The organism is Natrinema ejinorense, from assembly GCF_002494345.1.
Lineage (GTDB): Archaea > Halobacteriota > Halobacteria > Halobacteriales > Natrialbaceae > Natrinema > Natrinema longum.
The window spans coordinates 3,642,919-3,660,197 of sequence record NZ_NXNI01000001.1; the positions used below are offsets into that span (position 1 = coordinate 3,642,919).

Annotated in this window: 16 protein-coding genes; 11 read left to right on the forward strand and 5 right to left on the reverse strand. The window is 66.1% G+C overall.

Going from position 1 to position 17,279, the window contains the following annotated elements; translation table 11 throughout:
* Positions 1-244 precede the first annotated feature (244 nt).
* Genes pdhA through CP557_RS17845 form a run of 3 tightly spaced genes read left to right on the forward strand, consistent with a single transcriptional unit; the run spans position 245 to position 4,005 of the window.
* A complete protein-coding gene (gene pdhA, locus CP557_RS17835) occupies positions 245-1,351 on the forward strand; it encodes a pyruvate dehydrogenase (acetyl-transferring) E1 component subunit alpha (protein WP_097381151.1) in 1,107 nt (368 codons plus the stop codon).
* Between the two features lie 4 nt (positions 1,352-1,355).
* Positions 1,356-2,345: an alpha-ketoacid dehydrogenase subunit beta gene (locus CP557_RS17840; RefSeq protein WP_097381152.1), complete on the forward strand. Its 990-nt coding sequence runs from the start codon at positions 1,356-1,358 to the stop codon at positions 2,343-2,345.
* Position 2,346: 1 nt separating this feature from the next.
* Positions 2,347-4,005, forward strand: coding sequence for a 2-oxo acid dehydrogenase subunit E2 (locus CP557_RS17845; RefSeq protein ID WP_097381153.1), 1,659 nt, complete (start codon positions 2,347-2,349; stop codon positions 4,003-4,005).
* A 116-nt stretch (positions 4,006-4,121) separates the two neighbouring features.
* Here the strand turns inward: CP557_RS17845 and CP557_RS17850 are convergent, their stop codons facing one another.
* The gene (locus tag CP557_RS17850) at positions 4,122-5,369 is read right to left on the reverse strand and encodes a hypothetical protein (RefSeq protein ID WP_097381154.1); all 1,248 of its coding nucleotides are present in this window, start codon (positions 5,367-5,369) and stop codon (positions 4,122-4,124) included.
* A 320-nt stretch (positions 5,370-5,689) separates the two neighbouring features.
* Here CP557_RS17850 and CP557_RS17855 point away from each other — a divergent pair, with 320 nt between their 5' ends.
* The 7 genes from CP557_RS17855 (at position 5,690) to CP557_RS17880 (ending at position 10,719) form a co-directional block, all read left to right on the forward strand.
* Positions 5,690-7,429: a phage tail sheath family protein gene (locus CP557_RS17855; protein WP_097381155.1), complete on the forward strand. Its 1,740-nt coding sequence runs from the start codon at positions 5,690-5,692 to the stop codon at positions 7,427-7,429.
* A gap of 46 nt (positions 7,430-7,475) precedes the next feature.
* On the forward strand, positions 7,476-7,934 hold the full coding sequence (locus CP557_RS17860; RefSeq protein WP_097381156.1) for a phage tail protein: 459 nt from the start codon (positions 7,476-7,478) through the stop codon (positions 7,932-7,934).
* The gene (locus tag CP557_RS22700; RefSeq protein WP_169924407.1) at positions 7,931-8,095 is read left to right on the forward strand and encodes a hypothetical protein; all 165 of its coding nucleotides are present in this window, start codon (positions 7,931-7,933) and stop codon (positions 8,093-8,095) included. Before CP557_RS17860 ends, CP557_RS22700 begins: the two co-directional genes overlap by 4 nt.
* The gene (locus tag CP557_RS17865; RefSeq protein WP_097381157.1) at positions 8,092-8,652 is read left to right on the forward strand and encodes a hypothetical protein; all 561 of its coding nucleotides are present in this window, start codon (positions 8,092-8,094) and stop codon (positions 8,650-8,652) included. Before CP557_RS22700 ends, CP557_RS17865 begins: the two co-directional genes overlap by 4 nt.
* Before the next feature lie 5 nt (positions 8,653-8,657).
* Positions 8,658-8,891, forward strand: coding sequence for a DUF6760 family protein (locus CP557_RS23135; protein WP_245853089.1), 234 nt, complete (start codon positions 8,658-8,660; stop codon positions 8,889-8,891).
* Positions 8,892-8,939: 48 nt separating this feature from the next.
* Positions 8,940-9,395, forward strand: a complete 456-nt coding sequence (locus CP557_RS17875; protein ID WP_097381159.1) for a phage tail protein — start codon at positions 8,940-8,942, stop codon at positions 9,393-9,395.
* 196 nt (positions 9,396-9,591) lie between these two features.
* The gene (locus CP557_RS17880) at positions 9,592-10,719 is read left to right on the forward strand and encodes a hypothetical protein (protein ID WP_245853055.1); all 1,128 of its coding nucleotides are present in this window, start codon (positions 9,592-9,594) and stop codon (positions 10,717-10,719) included.
* Between the two features lie 526 nt (positions 10,720-11,245).
* Here the strand turns inward: CP557_RS17880 and CP557_RS17885 are convergent.
* The 4 genes from CP557_RS17885 to CP557_RS17900 form a co-directional block, all read right to left on the reverse strand.
* On the reverse strand, positions 11,246-11,881 hold the full coding sequence (locus tag CP557_RS17885) for a hypothetical protein (RefSeq protein ID WP_143825092.1): 636 nt from the start codon (positions 11,879-11,881) through the stop codon (positions 11,246-11,248).
* A gap of 543 nt (positions 11,882-12,424) precedes the next feature.
* Positions 12,425-14,086, reverse strand: coding sequence for a hypothetical protein (locus tag CP557_RS17890; protein WP_097381161.1), 1,662 nt, complete (start codon positions 14,084-14,086; stop codon positions 12,425-12,427).
* Positions 14,087-14,131: 45 nt separating this feature from the next.
* Positions 14,132-15,130 carry a hypothetical protein gene (locus tag CP557_RS17895; protein ID WP_097381162.1) on the reverse strand — a complete coding sequence of 333 codons (999 nt, stop codon included), beginning with the start codon at positions 15,128-15,130 and terminating at the stop codon, positions 14,132-14,134.
* Between the two features lie 21 nt (positions 15,131-15,151).
* A complete protein-coding gene (locus tag CP557_RS17900; protein WP_097381163.1) occupies positions 15,152-15,502 on the reverse strand; it encodes a hypothetical protein in 351 nt (116 codons plus the stop codon).
* A 1,105-nt stretch (positions 15,503-16,607) separates the two neighbouring features.
* On the opposite strand from CP557_RS17900, the gene CP557_RS17910 reads away from it, so the two are divergent.
* Positions 16,608-17,279, forward strand: a complete 672-nt coding sequence (locus CP557_RS17910) for a CIS tube protein (RefSeq protein WP_097381165.1) — start codon at positions 16,608-16,610, stop codon at positions 17,277-17,279.

The window sequence follows — 17,279 nt, forward strand, 5'->3', positions numbered from 1 at the left end:
CCGTTCCCACCGGGGACCAACCGTGGTCGAACTCGACTTTTGTCCAGTCGACCCTTCGATTTGACCTCTCCGATTGGACAAATAAAAAGAAATAGCCACTTCCGCTCACTCCTGTCCAGAAGCGTCTGCCGTCGCACAGTAGTTCTACGGCTGATTGGCAAGAATCTCACTGATAGTAAACTATTTGGGAAACTCCTTTACCCTGAGCGATAGTTACCCCGAGTATGTACAGGTGGGTCTCCCCGTGAGTACGCTACAGCACGATCCCCGCGAACGAGTACAGGTCCTCGACGAGGCGGGTCGGGTCCGCGAAGGTGCCGACGTGCCGGATCTCTCCGAAGACCAACTCGTCGAGATGTACGAACAGATGCGGCTCGTGCGCCGCTTCGACGAGCGAGCCGTCAGCCTCCAGCGACAGGGGCGGATGGGTACCTATCCGCCGTTGTCGGGTCAGGAGGGCGCACAGGTTGGCAGCGCTCACGCGCTGGCCGAGGACGACTGGGTGTTCCCCAGCTACCGCGAACACGGCGTCGGGCTCGTTCGGGGGCTCTCCCTCGAGCGTACCCTGCTCTACTGGATGGGCCACGAGCAGGGCAATTACATCCCCGAGGACGTCAACATGTTCTCGGTCGCCGTCCCCATCGCGACCCAGATCCCCCACGCGACCGGCGCGGCCTGGGCCTCGAAACTGCGCGGCGAGGAGAAGGCCTTCGTCTGTTACTTCGGCGACGGCGCGACCTCCGAGGGGGACTTCCACGAGGGGTTGAACTTCGCGGGCGTGTTCGACACGCCGAACGTGTTCTTCTGTAACAACAACCAGTGGGCGATCTCCGTGCCCCGCGAGCGCCAGACGGCAAGCGAGACCCTCGCCCAGAAGGCGACCGCCTACGGCTTCGAGGGGGTCCAGGTCGACGGGATGGACCCGCTTGCGGTGTATAAAGTCACCAGGGAGGCCGTCGAAAAGGCCAAAAACCCCGGTCAGGGCGAACTGCGCCCGACGCTCATCGAGGCGGTTCAGTACCGGTTTGGTGCCCACACCACCGCCGACGACCCCTCCGTCTATCGGAGCGACGAGGAGGTCGAACGCTGGAAGCAGAAAGACCCGATTCCGCGTCTCGAGACGTATCTGCGCTCGAACGGCATGCTCGACGACGAACGGGTGGACGCGATCGAATCCCGGATCGAGGAGGCGGTCGCCGACGCCATCGACGGCGCGGAGTCGGTCGAACGGCCCGAGCCGGAGGAGATCTTCGCCCACGTTTACGAGGGGATGCCCAAACGATTACGACGACAGCTCGAGTACTTCGAATCGATCCGCGAGGATCACGGCGACGACGCGCTGCTGGAGTGATACCATGGCTGCAGACTCAGAAAACCTCACGCTGGTACAGGCGGTACGGGACGGATTGCACACCGAGATGGAACGCGACGACGACGTCGTCGTCATGGGCGAGGACGTCGGCAAGAACGGCGGCGTCTTCCGCGCGACCGAAGGGCTCTACGACGAGTTCGGCGAGAACCGGGTCGTCGACACCCCGCTCGCGGAGTCGGGCATCGTCGGGACGGCGATCGGGATGGCGGCCTACGGGATGCGGCCGGTTCCCGAAATCCAGTTCCTGGGGTTCATCTATCCCGCGTTCGATCAGATCGTCTCCCACGCGGCGCGCCTGCGGACGCGCTCGCGCGGGCGATTCACGTGTCCGATGGTCATCCGGGCCCCCTACGGCGGGGGCATCCGCGCGCCGGAACACCACTCCGAGTCGACGGAGGCGATGTTCGTCCACCAGCCCGGACTCAAGGTCGTCATCCCGTCGACGCCCTCCGACACCAAGGGACTCCTGATCAGCGCGATTCGCAGTCCCGACCCGGTGATCTTCCTCGAGCCAAAGCTCATCTATCGGGCCTTCCGCGAGGAGGTCCCCGACGAGTCCTACGAGGTGCCGATCGGCGAGGCGGCCGTCCGCCGCGAGGGAAGCGATATCTCGGTCTACACCTGGGGCGCGATGACCCGACCGACGCTCGAGGCCGCGGAGAACCTCGAAGCAGAAGGGATCGACGCCGAGGTCGTCGACCTGCGGACTCTCTCGCCGTTAGACGAGGAGACCATCGTCGAGTCCTTCGAGAAGACCGGTCGCGCGGCGGTCGTCCACGAGGCACCCAAGACCGGCGGGCTGGGTGCGGAGATCACCGCGACCTTACAGGAAGAAGCGCTCCTCTATCAGGAAGCGCCGGTGGAGCGTATCACGGGTTTCGACACGCCGTTCCCGTTGTACGCGCTCGAGGACTACTACCTGCCCGAGGCGGCACGCATCGAGGACGGGATTCGAGACGCCGTGGAGTTCTAACATGGTCAGAGAGTTCGAACTGCCGGACGTCGGCGAGGGAGTCGCGGAGGGCGAACTGGTCTCGTGGCTGGTCGAGGCGGGCGACGAGGTCACGGAGGACCAGCCGGTCGCGGAGGTCGAGACGGACAAGGCCCTCGTGGAGGTTCCCGCGCCGGTCGACGGCACCGTCCGCGAGTTACACGTCGAGGAAGGCGAGGTCGTCCCGGTCGGGACCGTGATCATCTCGTTCGACGTAGAGGGCGAGGAGAGCGAGGCACCGCGCGCCTCGGAAAACGCAAACGGCGAAGCCGTGAGCGAGGGCGCTGCGGCGCCGACCGAATCGGAGCAGGAGACGACGAGCGAACCCGCCGGCGACCCCGGCGCGACCGGGGCCGACACCGAGGCGGTCGCACCGCCGGACGATCGCGTCTTCGCTCCGCCGCGCGTGCGCCGCATGGCTCGCGAGGAGGGAGTCGACCTCTCGAGGATCCAGGGGAGCGGCCCCGGCGGCCGAATCACTGCGGCCGACGTGCAGGCGGCGACGGGCGACTCCAGCGGCGAACCGGCAGGGTCGCAGTCACAGAGCGCCGGCGCGGCGGCAAGCGAGGCCGCATCCGGGACGGCCGATTCGACCGGCCGCAGCGCTGGTGCCAGTGCCGCCGAGGAGACGACCCCCGAGGACGCGACTGCGTCCTCGAGCACCGGGCGACCCGAGACGCCGACGCGGGTCGAGTCGGCCGACCGCGAGCGGACGCTGGCCGCGCCGGCGACCCGACGAATCGCCCAGGAGGAAGGCGTCGACATCGACGCCGTCCCGGCGACCGAGGAGCGCGACGGTGAGGCGTTCGTCACGCCGGAAGCGATCCAGGAGTACGCCGACGCCCAGCGACAGGCCCAGGAAGCCGACAGGGAGGCGGTCGAGGCCGGCGAATCGGTCGGTACGAAAGGGGCCCAGTTCGCCGAGGGCGAGCGCGAACGCCGCGAGCCGTTCACGGGTGTGCGCAAGACGATCGCCGACGCGATGGTCGAGTCCAAGTACAGCGCGCCCCACGTCACTCACCACGACGAGGTTGACGTGACTGAACTCGTCGCGGCCCGCGAGGACCTCAAACCGCGCGCCGAGGAACGGGGCATCCGGCTGACCTACATGCCGTTCATCATGAAGGCCGTCGTCGCGGCGCTGAAAGAGTACCCCGAGATGAACGCGGTCATCGACGAGGAAAACGAGGAGATCGTCTACCGCGATTACTACAACATCGGGGTCGCCACCGCGACCGATGTCGGGCTGATGGTACCGGTCGTCGAAGACGCGGATCGGAAGGGGCTGTTACAGCTCTCCTCGGAGATGAACGAGGTCGTCCAGAAGGCTCGCGACCGGACGATTAGCCCCGACGAACTCCGAGGGTCGACGTTCACGATCACCAACGTCGGGGGCATCGGCGGCGAGTACGCGACGCCGATCATCAACTACCCCGAGGCGGGAATCCTCGCGATCGGCGAAATCAAGCGCAAACCGCGCGTGGTAACCGACGAAAACGGCTCCGAGTCGATCGAACCGCGATCCGTGCTGACCCTCTCGCTGTCGTTCGATCACCGGCTGATCGACGGGGCCGTCGGTGCAGCGTTTACGAACACGGTCATGGAGTACCTCGAGAACCCGAGCCTCCTCTTGCTCGAGTGATCGTTTCGAGGGCCGCGTTCGAGCCGACCGGCGTCTCAGACGGACTCCTGTGGATCAGCGCCGGCGCGCCCGCGACCTGCTGTGGGCGGGCCAGACCCCAGTGGTAGCAGACCGTCTCACTCGTTTGGAACGACGTCGACGAGCACGTCCAGCGAGTCGGCGGCCTCGCAGACCCGATCCTGGATCTCGGCCAACTCGAGGACGGGGTCATCGTTCTCGAGTGCCGACTGGAGGTCGGAGACGGATTTGAGGTACCGTTCGAGGCTGGCTTCGGTCGTCGCACCCTCGAGATGGTCACCGAGGTCTATCAGGTGCTCGAGGATCTCCTGGAGGTGTCGGCGGTACGCGCCCTCGCTGTCACAGATCTCCTCGCCGTTCGTGCGGGAGACGGTGGCGATTTCGCGGGCGAGCCGACTCCCCTCGCGTGTCTGCTGTGCTAACCGATCGGCCAACTCGTCGAAGAACCGGGCTCTGTCCTTGAGCGTCTTCCGCATGACGTACTGGGTGAGCGCGGTCTGGTCCCGTTTGACCCGTCCCAGCTCGGTCTCCAGGGCGTCGAGTCGATCGGTGATCTCCCCGATACCGTCCGGGATGTCGGGGGGCTCCCGTTCGACCGGCGTCCGATGTGGATTGTCGGTGTCGGTGACGTGGTCGATGATCGTCGCGAAGAGCAGGTCGTGATCGTAGGCGAACTCCCGTGGAGCCGGCTCCGTGGATTCCGTCCAGACGCCGTCGGGCGTCCGTTCGAACGAGCCCAGGAAGACTGGCGTCTCCGTTTTAGGGGGCATCGAGGACCGGTACTGGTCGTGATACCGCTCGAGGAGCTGGCGGGATATGGTTTCGGCGTCGGGACCGTCGCTCCCGACGGACGGAATCTCGACGTCCGGCAGCTGTGGTCGCTCGTCTTCGGCCGTCTCTCGATACGTCAGTTCGAAGACCTCGACGGTCCGGTTCGACGTCGACTCCGCGTCGATGGCGTCGTCCGTGTTCGGGACGGGAACGGTTTCCAGCGAGACCTCCTCGTACTCGATATAGAGCGATAGCTCGTTCGCCGAGGGACGCGGGAGCGACTTCGTCGTCACCTGTTCGACGACGATGGGACGACCACGCCCGTCCAGCGCCAACCCCGGTTCGATCGTCACCTCGAGTCCGTCGTCGGTCTCGTCGATCGATCGAATCTCGAGGCCGTGGACGATTCCGCTCCCAACCACGAACCGGGAGAGGGCGTGCAATCGCTCGGCGTGATACTCCTGTTCCGCTTCCATATCGCGGGGGGTCATCAGTTTCCCGCTGAAGAACCGATTCTTCCGAAACTGCGATAGATCGCCCCGCTCCCCCGTACTGTGGTCCGAGTCCTGGGCCATGGCGTAGTGGTGTTGTTTATTGCGCCGCTATTCCATTTAATTATGTCTATTTCCGGAACTGGGTATCACCCGTGACCGCGAGCGAACGCTTCCGGTAACCAGGGTGGTCTCCGGCCGGTGTCGCTCGCGTGCGGTGGCGTCACCCGATCCAGTCTCAGCCGACTCGGTCGCAATTTAGACTCGATCTAAACAGAACTAACCTACTACGACAAATAATATATCCATTTCTAGTTGATTTCAGATCCGGCTAAGGAATAAGTTTTATATCACTTGTGTATAAATACAGTACTGCTATACCAGCGATTGGAGGAACGACATCAATGCCAGAGTACCTATCACCAGGCGTGTACGTCGAAGAGGTCGACAGCGGTACCAAATCCGTCGAAGGAGTCAGCACCAGTACCGCTGGCTTCCTCGGCGAAACGGAGCGGGGTCCCGTCGAACCGAAGCTCATCACGAGCTTCGCCGAGTTCAAACGAACGTTCGGCTCGAGCCCGCAGTCGTCGGATCTCGACGTGGCCGTGGACGGCTTCTTCAAGAACGGGGGGAGTCGCTGTTACGTCGGTCGCGTTGCAGCCGCCGACGCGACCGACGTCGCGACGACGACGCTCGTCGACGAGGATCGAAACGACGTTCTCAAAGTCGAAGCGACCGGTCCGGGCCAGTGGGGCTGTTCGGTCGCCGCGATCGTCGAGGACGGACCGCTCTACGAGGAGGGAGAAAACGAGTACTTCAAGCTGACGCTGCGATACTGGTCCTGTGACATCGAGGAGGTCAGCAAACCCACCTCCGACCAGCCCGACCCGGCTCCCGACGTGGAAGAAGTCTACGAGGACATGTCGGCCGATCCGGAGTCCAGCAAGTTCTACGAGAAACAGATCCCGGGCTCTGCGCTCGTCGATCTCGAACAGCTCGGAGCCGGACGACCCGCCGAAGGGCTCTCCTGGCTGTCGCGAGACGTCCCCGAGGAGTACTCCGACGGCGGACTACTCCAGCTCGACGGCGAATCGGAGACTGCAGCCTACATCCCGGATGATCTCGAGGATCGAGCGTACAACGAGCTCCAGGGAATCGCCGAGCCGTTCGAGATCGACGCCTCTCAGTCCCAGGACGATCTCCAGGCGGATCTCGAGGCAGTTCGCGACGGCGAGTTGGAGGTCGACGTCGACGTCGTCTCCGATCTCTCGCAGAAACCCGAAAACGAGGAGGTAACGCTCAGCGACTACGAGGGCGTCAACAAGCCCGGTATGCGGACCGGTCTCTCGGCGTTCCGGGAACTCGATGGCGTCTCGCTCATGTGTATTCCCGACGAGAACGATATCGAAGGGCTCACCGAGGCCCTCGTCGCCCACTGTGAGAACATGGGCGAGCGGTTTGCGGTCCTACAGGCACCGCAGAACGCGGGAGCGATCTCGGATATGGAGACGCCGGTCGACTCCTCCTATGCTGCCTACTACTATCCGTGGATCGAGACGAAGGATCCGTTCACTAACCGGAAGAAGCTCGTTCCGCCGGGCGGTCACATCACCGGAATCTTCGCCCGCAGCGACGCCGAACACGGCGTCCACAAGGCACCCGCGAACGAAGTCGTGCGCGGTATTCTCGGCGTGCAACACAACATCACGAAAGGCGAACAGGACATCCTCAATCCGCGGGGCGTCAACTGCATTCGGAGCTTCCAGGGCCGCGGAATCCGTCTCTGGGGCGCTCGAACCGCATCCAGCGATCCGTCCTGGAAGTACGTGAACGTCCGACGGCTGTTCCTCTACATCGAGCAGTCGATCGACGAAGGCACCCAGTGGGCGGTCTTCGAACCCAACGACGAGGACCTGTGGGCCCGCGTGCGCCAGTCGGCGGAGAACTTCCTGACGACGGTTTGGCGAGACGGCGGCCTCCAGGGCAGCACCGCCGACGAAGCGTTCTACGTCAAGTGCGGCGAGGAAACGATGACACAGGACGACATCGACAACGGTCGCCTCATCGTCGAGATCGGTATCGCGCCGGTCAAGCCTGCCGAGTTCGTCGTCTTCCGGATCAGCCAGGACGCCGGCGACGCGTAACACCGCCCACGCACCGTTTCCGACTATCACCTAACCCGATACGATAATGCCAGACTCACACGGACCACTCCGACAAACCGAATTCAAGGTCGAACTCGACGGCGTCGGCATCCCCGGCTTCGTCGAGATCGAACTGCCAGCGATGCGAACCGAACAGGTCGAATACCGCGAAGGCAACGATCCGTCGCACAATCGAAAGCTCTGGGGCGACACCCAGTACGACGATCTCATCCTCGTTCGTGGGGCCAACGAGAAAAACAAAGCACTCTACGACTGGCGGAAATCCGTCAACGAAGGGAAGATGGACGACGGTGGCCGGAAGAACATCGCCGTCATCGTCATGAACGAGGTCGGTGACTCGGTCCTCCGATTCGAGTTCACGAAGGCGTGGATCAAGGAATACCGACCACCAACGCTCAACTCCCACGGCGGCGGCGGCCAGGGGAACCTCGCCACCGAGGAGTACGTCATCACGTTCGACGAGATGGAACGGAAGAACGTATGACACGACCGTCGAACTCGTCTCCGGACGCGTTCACCGTCCCGCGCCATCGGTTCGATGCGGAGTGGCGCGTCGACGACGAGGGTGTCCTCCACACCGGCGACTCGGCACCCTTCGCCAACCGCGTCGTCGTCGCCTGTGACAGTGGGGGGACTCGACCATGACCGGGGAGACGCTCCAGACCGAGTTCGAGTTCACCCTCCCACAGGGATACGTCGACGACGACGGTACCCTCCACAAGGAGGGCCGAATGCGCCTCGCGACCGCGGCCGACGAAATCGAGCCCCTGCAAAACCCCCGCGTCCAGACGAACTCCTCGTACCTGACGATCGTCTTGCTCTCGCGGGTCGTGACTGAACTCGGCGACCTCGAGACGATCGATGCAACCGTCATCGAGGAACTGTTCGTCACGGACCTCGAGTACCTGCAGGCGCTATACGAGCGGGTCAACAACCAGGGGATGAACGCCGTCGAGACGGCCTGTCCGGACTGCGGCGAGGTCTTCGAGATCGACGCCGAGAGCGGCACGCACGTGACCACCGACGGACCGAACGGCGCGATGAATGCCGCCGCCATGGACGCCGGGGGCGCCGGTGTCGGCGGCGACATCGGCGAACTCGGTGGGGCGGAATCAGCGGGATTCGAATCCGCCGACATGCGTGCAGCCGATACCGAACCGAACGACGGTGAGGGATCGGAGTCGGGAAATCCAGCGGAGTAGTCCGGCTGTACGAACCGGACCGCCTCTACGAGGAGGTCGCGTTCGTGGCCTACCACTTCGGGTGGAGCCACGATACGGTATTGAACATGCCCCACTGGGAACGCCAGCGCTGGTGTGAGGAGATCAGCACGATCAACGATCGTATGTCCGACTCGCCGTCCGACCAGTCCCGTGGCCGACGCGGACGCGACGGCGCCGGTGGAGGTATCGTGCTCCGGCAACCGCCGGATTCCGAGTAACCACGGCATCCGGCGTTCGGAGACAGTCGAGAACGCAGTAGTGAGACGATGACGACATATACGCACGAAAACGATCCGTACGCACAGTACAATTTCGAGGTCGAGGTAGACGGCGAGACCGTCGCCGGGTTCGCCGAGGTCGCCGGAATCACGATGGAACTCGAAACCGTCCAGTACCGCGAGGGGGGCGTCAACGATCACGTCCATCAGTTACCCGGCCAGTTCGCTCACGCGAATCTCGTCCTTCAACGGGGCCTGACGAAAAACACGACCTTCTGGGAGTGGATCCAGACGGTCATGAGCGGCACCATCTCTCGGAAGAACATCGTCGTCAAAGTAAAAGACAGCTTCAAAGGCGAGAGTCAGTGGGGGTGGGAATTCGTGAACGCGTATCCGACGAAATGGTCCGGTCCGGACCTGGTCAGCAACGAACGGGGCATGGCGATCGAGTCGATCGAGTTGGCATACGAGCGGTTCTCCAAGATGTCCGGTATGCCGGAGTAACGGTCACGAATACCCGTTCCGACCTCGATACTCTTTCAGGAAACAGGATACCTTATCTTTAAGAGCATTCGACAAACATCATACGAAAAACTATGCGCAATCGATCCGAACCGGAGACGAAACAACCGATCCGAGCGGGTGCCATCGTCGCTGGTCGACCGGCGTTCGAGGAGGGGGCTGACGGGGTGGGGCTGCGATGAGGCGCGTCGCGTCGAAGGCGACAAAAACCGTCAAAAAGAAAGTCTCACCGGTCTTGCGGCCGCTGGCCGCGGCACTGATTTTCGCGGTGGTTGTGACTGCCGTGGCCGTCGTGACGGGGCTCGTCGACTACGTCCCGGAGTCAACCGTTCCCGTCACGGACTGGGTACTCTCCCCGCGAGTCGTTCTGTTGATCACGGTGTTCGTCCTCGCGGTCGTCGTGATCGGCGTCCGTCTGTTGTATCTCCAGTACAAGGATGCGATCGCCGATCAGTGGGATCAGCTGTCGATCTGGGCACAGGCGACGATCGCGGGCGCGGTCTGTGGCCTACTCGTCGCGACCGGACTCGGTATCGCGACCCTCGTGGGGGTCGTTTCCCCGGTGTCCGTTCTCGCCGGGTCGCTGATCGCGTGGCCGGTCGCGACCGTCCTTACGCTCCGCCAGCGTCGGGAACCGGATACGGACGACTCTCCGTCCGCGTTACGGTCGGTACTCATCAGAACCGGCTACGCGCAGGTCAAACATCTCCAGACCCGCACGCTTGCTGGAATCGTCGGCTTCGTCGGCGCGGTTCTCGCGAGCGTCGGGACCCGTGCACTCGTTTCGTGGCTGCCGTGGTTCGATGGAACGCTCACCCAACTCCAGACGGTCGTCCTCGCGGCAGTCCTGTGGCTGATCGCGACGGTGCTCGTCTACAACCGCTACGAGTCCACGATCAGCGACCGGACGGACCTCCGAATCGTGGCGGTCTCGAGGTTGGAGTCACGGGACGGCCGCGAACTGATGGTCAAAAACACCGGCATTACCCCCGTCGAACTGACGCAGGCGAAGATCCGTGATACGAAACACGACCTCTATCAGTTCGACGTCGGCGTCACGCTCGAGCCCGGCGAGCGCTGTAGCTTCGAACTCCCGGCGACGTTCCTGCTCGAGTCCAACGAGGCGGCGATGGATCTCCCGCTTGGGTACACGCTCAAACAGGGCGGTGAGCACCCGATCGTCTACACGCGGACCGGCGATCAGTTCGTCCTGCAGGGGAGCAGCGACGCCCTCGATCGCGAGTCGGTCCGCGCCGGGACCCGATCGACGATCGGGATCGGTGCCGAGCCGACGCCACAGGAGTAGTCGATCCCGGCCCTCGAAAACGGGTGTCTCGTGAGAGAGCGCTCGTTTAGAGCGCCTCTGGCGCACAAACATTAAGTACTGTCTTTGTAATATCAAAACGAGATCGTGTACCGACACGTCGATCCGTCTTTCGAACTGCGAAAGCCCGTCGAATCGTCCCTCGAGTACCGACAGCGATTCACCGGGCCGTGATCGGGGAGTCTACCGACCTCGATCGCGTGCCGTCGGTACGGCAGATCGGCGTGACCCACCGGGCGGCAGCCGAGTCGTCGATGGGGGTCGACTCGAGTGGCCCGTCGACGGTTGCTCGCCTCCAGCCCAGCGTCACGGCGATCGCGACGCTGACTCCCGACCGACTGGTCGGTGGACTCGGCGTCCGGATCGCACGGAGGCGGAGCCCGGTCCAGCTATCGTTTCTCTCGTCCCTCGACGCTCCCCTCGACGACGCGGCGACCGACGAGCCCGGGGTTTCGATCGTCCCTCCGCCGACGTTCGACCGGTCGACGGATCACGACGATGCGTTTACCTACCGCACGAAATCCGGTCGTTCGGACCGGACCGGACCGGCCGATCGATCGTTCGCGACGGCGAACGGATCGCCCTCCCCGCCGTCGACGGAACGGGCGTCGATGACGGCCCATGGGGTTCGATCGGGCGGGCCGAGTCGTCCCGACCGGTCGCAGTCGTCGGCGCTCGAGGGGACCGCCACCCACGGACAAGCGGCGTCTTCACGAGGAGGCGAGACGCCCAACGGGTCCGATGGAACGCGGCGACGGGGGGAGCCCGACCCGACGGCTGTCGGTCGAGCACCTGTCGCGACGGGACGGGCCTGGCGAACGCCCGCACGGCGATCGCCCGACCGATCCGGATCGAGCAGTACGGGCCGGCTGGGCCGTCTCCAGCGACGCGCCAGCGCGGTTCCGATGGGAGCGGCGGCGACCGGTTCCGACACGGATCGGACATCGGCGTTCGAGCCGGGGGCTTCGAGTGCGTCGCCCTCCGGCGTCGGCGATCCGCTCGAACGCGAGACGCCGTCGCTGCTCGTCTCGGAACGGTCGGTCGATCGGACCACGTCGGCCGGCTCGATGGCGTCCCGACCGAATCGGACCCACGCTCGAGGGCGATCCCTGCCGACGCTCGTTACCCGGAGTGGGCTACCCACCGCGGGGACTCGGGGGCCGGAATCCAAGTCACCGGAGACCGTGACACGACGGTCGGGGCAGCCGGTCAAGCACCCCAATGCGGACGGACGGTTCGCGTCGCCGATCGATCCTCGAACCCGACAGACGGCAAGCGCCTCGTCCACTCGCGGTGTGCAGGCGAATCGCAACGGGGAGCCCACGGAAACCCGTGTCGGGACCGGTCACGACGGCTCTCCCGCCCTCTCGTCGTCCCGGCCAACCGGGGACGCAACCACGAATGCGGGGGCACACTCGAGCGTGGCGACCTTGGGTGCCGACGTCGACCGACGAGCGACTCCGAGCGATCCCACCGTCCGGCCGATCGGGATCCGGAGCCGAGAACCGGACCCGATCGGTCGGCACACGCGGACACCGACTTCACGGGCAATGGCCCACGGGGGCGGACGGACGCGACACGCGGCCGCCGACTCACACGACGGCACGACGATGCAGTATGCCAGCTCTCGGCGAGTCGACGGGACGAACGGGCAGACGGCCGCCCCCACACGGGACGTGGTCGTCGCTCACACCCGGCGCGATCGGACGGACCGGCCACGCAGAACCGGCCACGGCGGGCGAGATACCGACCCGTTCGCCGGCCACACCGACCGCCCGCACGTGCCGACACCACGGCACCGCTCAGTCGAACTCGGAGCCGGCGACGAAACCGACGACCACACCGGCGAGAGCGCCGGCTTCGATCGTGCGTCCGGTCGATCCCGCCCGACCCGATCGCCCCTTATCGAGTCGATCGGCCGCCGTCGACGACCGCCGCTCACCACGGTCACCGATCGGGTTCCGAGACGATCGGCGCTGGCACCGACCGCCTCGACCGTAATCGAGGGGCCGCCAGCGGCCTCGCGGAGCGACTCCTCGTCGATCGCATCTCGAGTGTCCCACGCGTCGGACCGGGACGGAGCGGTGGCCCGCGACCAGCCGCCTCGAACGCCCCGCTCGTTGCCGTCGATCCCCCCTGTGACGGTGTCACCGTCGCCCCTCTCACAGCGGACGGCTCCCCAGGCGACGGCCTCACACCCGACAGCGTCGCTGCGACTGCCGACGCCTGCTGGTGACACAGACGAGCCCGGCGATCGGTCGCCGACGATCGACCGTCGGGACGGCTCCGATTCGGGGCCGATCGCTGGCACCCGAGGCCCTCGCTCACGACGCGGTGCCACGGTCGAACGGCCGCCCCCATCCGGAACGCCGTCGCCGTTCGAGTCACCTCCCCGTGCGGTCGGCGACGAGTCGACCGCGATCGGGACCGGCGCGAGGCCGTCCGGGTCGGTCGAGCCGGCGGGATCGGCTATCCGTGCGTTCTCGAGCATCCGGTCGACTGACCACGGACGCTCTCGCGGCGATCGTGGGAGGGAGACGCCGGCCACCGGTGTTCGCGGGTCGCGGTCGCGGCCTGCCGTGACCAACCGTCGTCCGCCGGCGTCCCGAGTCCTCGATCGTGGCAGTGAGGGCGGTTCCAGCGCCGTCCCGTTGGGCGACGGGCAGCCGGAACAGTTCGGCAGCCACGGACGCTCGGGCGGTCGGGAGCCGGCGCTCGTCGTTCGGCGCCGGTCGTCTGCGGCGACGGTCGCGCCGTCGAACGCGGGGGAACCGACGCCGGCCGACCGGTCGAGTCGCTCGCGTGGGCTATCGTCGACGCGGTCCGATAGCCCACCGTCCCGGCCGCGCTCTCGACCCGAGAGCGACGGTCCAACTGGACGGTCCGTGGGCCGTCCGGAAACCGACAGCACGACGGAGCGACACACGTCCGAATCGGCCCGCTCGACCCGGCTTCGATCGCTGGCCGCCGCCGTCACCTCCCAGTCGGCGGGCGAGCGGCCGGCCGCCGACGCGAATCGACGGCTATCGGGAACTGCCGGCGCGGAGAGGAGCCCGGTCGGAACGGACGTCCCCTCCGCCCGAACGGGGACGCGGTCGCAGCCAGTGCTGTGGTCGTCACGACCGACGGACCGACCGCGACGAGGTGTCGAGACCGGGGTACGTTCCGGAGGGGACGTGAGATCGACCCGGTCGTCGCCACGCGACAGCGTGAACCCGGATGGACTCGACGCACGTGCGGACACGCCTGACGTCGCGTCTCGACCGGAATCGGCCGACGTTCCGACCGGCGTCCGCGCTTTTGATCGTCGCCGGCCGATCGCAGCGGCCGGATCGCCGGTTCCCACCATTACCACGCCACCGACGGTGGCGAGTCGTCGCGGATCCACGATCGCTCACTCGGTCTCGGCGCTCGGTCGCGACACCTCGTCGGCGATCGAGGCCGACGCCCCGTCACGTCCTCGGCGACTCGGCGACCCCGAGCCCGAAACGGGACGCGGCGTCGGCCAGGGGGCGCCACGCCGCGATCGATCCGGACCGAACGCGCTCGAGTCGGCGACCCGACTGTCGGTGCGCAGGACGGCGACCGAACGTTCGTCGCCAGAGTCGACCCTGGCGACCGCAACGACCGGATCGAAACCGATCCGGCGGCCGTCGGAGTTTCCAGCCTCGAGTCGCGGGCGCGAATCGAGCGGGGAGCGGCGGCGTCGGAAGCGACGTTCCGAGCCCGGCCGATCGCGCTCCCGTCGGACCGACCCGACGACCCGGAGAGAGCGCCCGTCGTGGACGGAACGGGAGCGACCGGGGACGACCCGATCGCCGACACACGACGACCCGTCACTGCGATCCGACTCGAGGGCTCCCTCGGCGGTCGGTTCGGATTCGGTCTCGATGGCATCACGGCCGATAGCTGATCCGCGTTCGGGGTCGAGTACGGTCGCGTCGCCCCCCTCGAGACCGCGGGCCGAACGCGGTGGCCTTCCGACCGGTAACGACGAGGCCGAGCGAGCGATGCCGAACGCGATGTCACCGCCGGTGGTGTCGTCGACCGCAGCCGAATCGCTGGCCCGAGCCACGGCCGCTCGCCCACGGACGGCTCGCTCGGGATCGATCGCCTCGGGAGCCGGAGCGGACGGGTCCCGCCGGACGGTTCGCCAGTATCGGCCGTCGACGGTGACTGATTCGCTCGGATCGGGGTCGGTTCCGGCGCGAGACGAGACGCCGTCGACCGCCCCCGAGCGCCGAGGATCACGGCAGAACGGTCCGAGTGGCTCCGTGGGGACTGCGAGTACGGTGGACCGGCAGCGACCGGGCCGGTCCGACGGGGATCGCCGCCGTGATCGAGTCGCTCGATCGACGGCCTCCGATTCGCCTTCCACGACGGAGTCGATCACGATCCACCGTCTCTCGACGAGTCAGGAGGGCGGTAGTGGCGGTCCACGCCCGAGCAGGGGCGAATCCGCTCGAGGCCCGGCCCCACCCACACCCGTCGGAGCGGAGGCGACGACGGCCGGATCCGACACGACCGCGACGGGGAACCCGGACGCGACCGGGACGGTCGGATCGCCGGGGGCGGCGACGAATCGGGCGCGATGGACGAACCGCTCGCCGCGGACGAGCCACCTGCCGTCGCTTTCGGTTCCCCGGACGACGGCTCCCCACGCACCCGGCGCGTCGCCGCCGGTTCGTTCGTCGGACCACACCGAGGGCGACGCTGCGAGCGCCGCGGCGACGACCCGCTCGAGTGTGGCTCGCTCCTCGAGCATCGCGACCGAACCCCGATCGGCGGCGGGGATCGATCGGCGGGCCGATACCGCCCCGTCCCTCGAGCGGACCGTCGTCCGCTCGGACCGGCGGCCGGTCCAACCGCCGACGCTCGCCGTTCGGTCGGGCTCGTCGACGGAGCGGGTCGACGGGCGGTCGGCGACTGGTAGTCAGCCGTCGATCGATCCCGTCGGCTCGGGTCGGGGGCGTATCGCGGCGGCCGTGGATGCGCTCGACGACGGTGACGGCCCCGTCGGTTCCGATGGGGAGGATTCGATCGTAACGCCTTCGCTCCGGTCCTCGACCGGAAACGCGGCCGTTATCGGCGGGCAACGGCTCCAGTCTCGTCTCCGTTCGCGAGGGCAGTCGCCGGCGGGTCCCTCAGTGACTCGATCGGCGGCCGCAACCGAGCGCGGTTGGGATCGGGCGGCTGGGCCCTCGCTCACGGTCCCGACGCGAGCGGACCGGCCGGAACCGACGCCGGGGACGCCGGGAGAGTCCTCCCGACAGCAGTCGCCGATATCGACCGCGAGCCGGCAGCATAAACCAACAACTAATACCATTGAATCAACAGGGTCTAACACGGGTGTGAACGGGATGCAAACGAGTACAGCGTCGGGGCGTCCATCGCTGACGTACCGGACGACATCGACGGCAGCCCCGACCGTCGATCGGGGCGGACCGAATCGTTCGAACGCAGCGTCGCCGCGCCCGACGACCGGGTCGACGGGCGCGTCGCGAAAGCAACATCGCCCACCAGCCGACCGGGTGGCCGAGAGCGACGACCGTCCGCAGGCCGGCTCGGGGTCGGGAATCGGTTCGGAGACGAGACCGCCACAGCACGGGCCGTCGCCCGGTCGCGATGCGGGGCGACCGCAGCCGAGGAATCCACAGCCGTCGTCGGGCGGACCGTCCGGTCGACCGTCGGGTCGCACCACCGGACACGCCCCAGAGTCGGACTCTCACCGGGGGAACCGCTTCGATGGCGTCGACGTTTCCTCGCGGACGGACCCGCGCTTCGACGCCGACGTCGATCGGGCCGTCCAGGAGCTTTATCGCAAACTCGAGCGGAAGATCCGGATCGAACGCGAACGGAGGGGACTGTAGATGAGCGGCGGCAAACTCGAGAAAGCCCAGATCATGATTTTGAACGGGAAACAGAAGGGCGACACCATCGAGTGCAAGTTCAACCCAAACGCCTATACGCTCGAGAAAAGCGTCAACTACGGCGAACTGAAAGCCACCGGCTCGGGGGCGTCGATCATGCAGTTCGTCGACGGGAACGCGGAGACGCTGTCGATGGAGCTGTTTTTCGACACTTCCGACCAACTCGACTCGAAGGGGTCGCCCGATCCGTCGAAAGTCGACGTCCGCGAACGATACACTAAACACATCGATACGCTCCTCTCCGTCGACGGAGAGCTACACGCACCGCCGGTGTGTCGGTTCGTCTGGGGCGATGGGATCGACTTTACCGCGTTGCTCCAGCGGGCGAACAAGCAGTTCACGAAGTTCCTGCCAAGCGGCATTCCCGTCCGTGCCCGGGTGAACGTCGTGTTCAAGGAGTACAAGACGGCCGACTACCACAAGTCGGAGGTCTCCCCCGAGTCGACGGACAAGACGAAAGTCTGGACGGTCACCGACGGCGATACCCTCTGGCTGATCGCCGCCGAGGAATACGGTGATTCCGCACACTGGCGGACCATCGCGGACCACAACGACGTCGAAGACCCCCGCGCGATCGACGCGGGCGACAAACTCGAGTTGCCGCCACTGTAG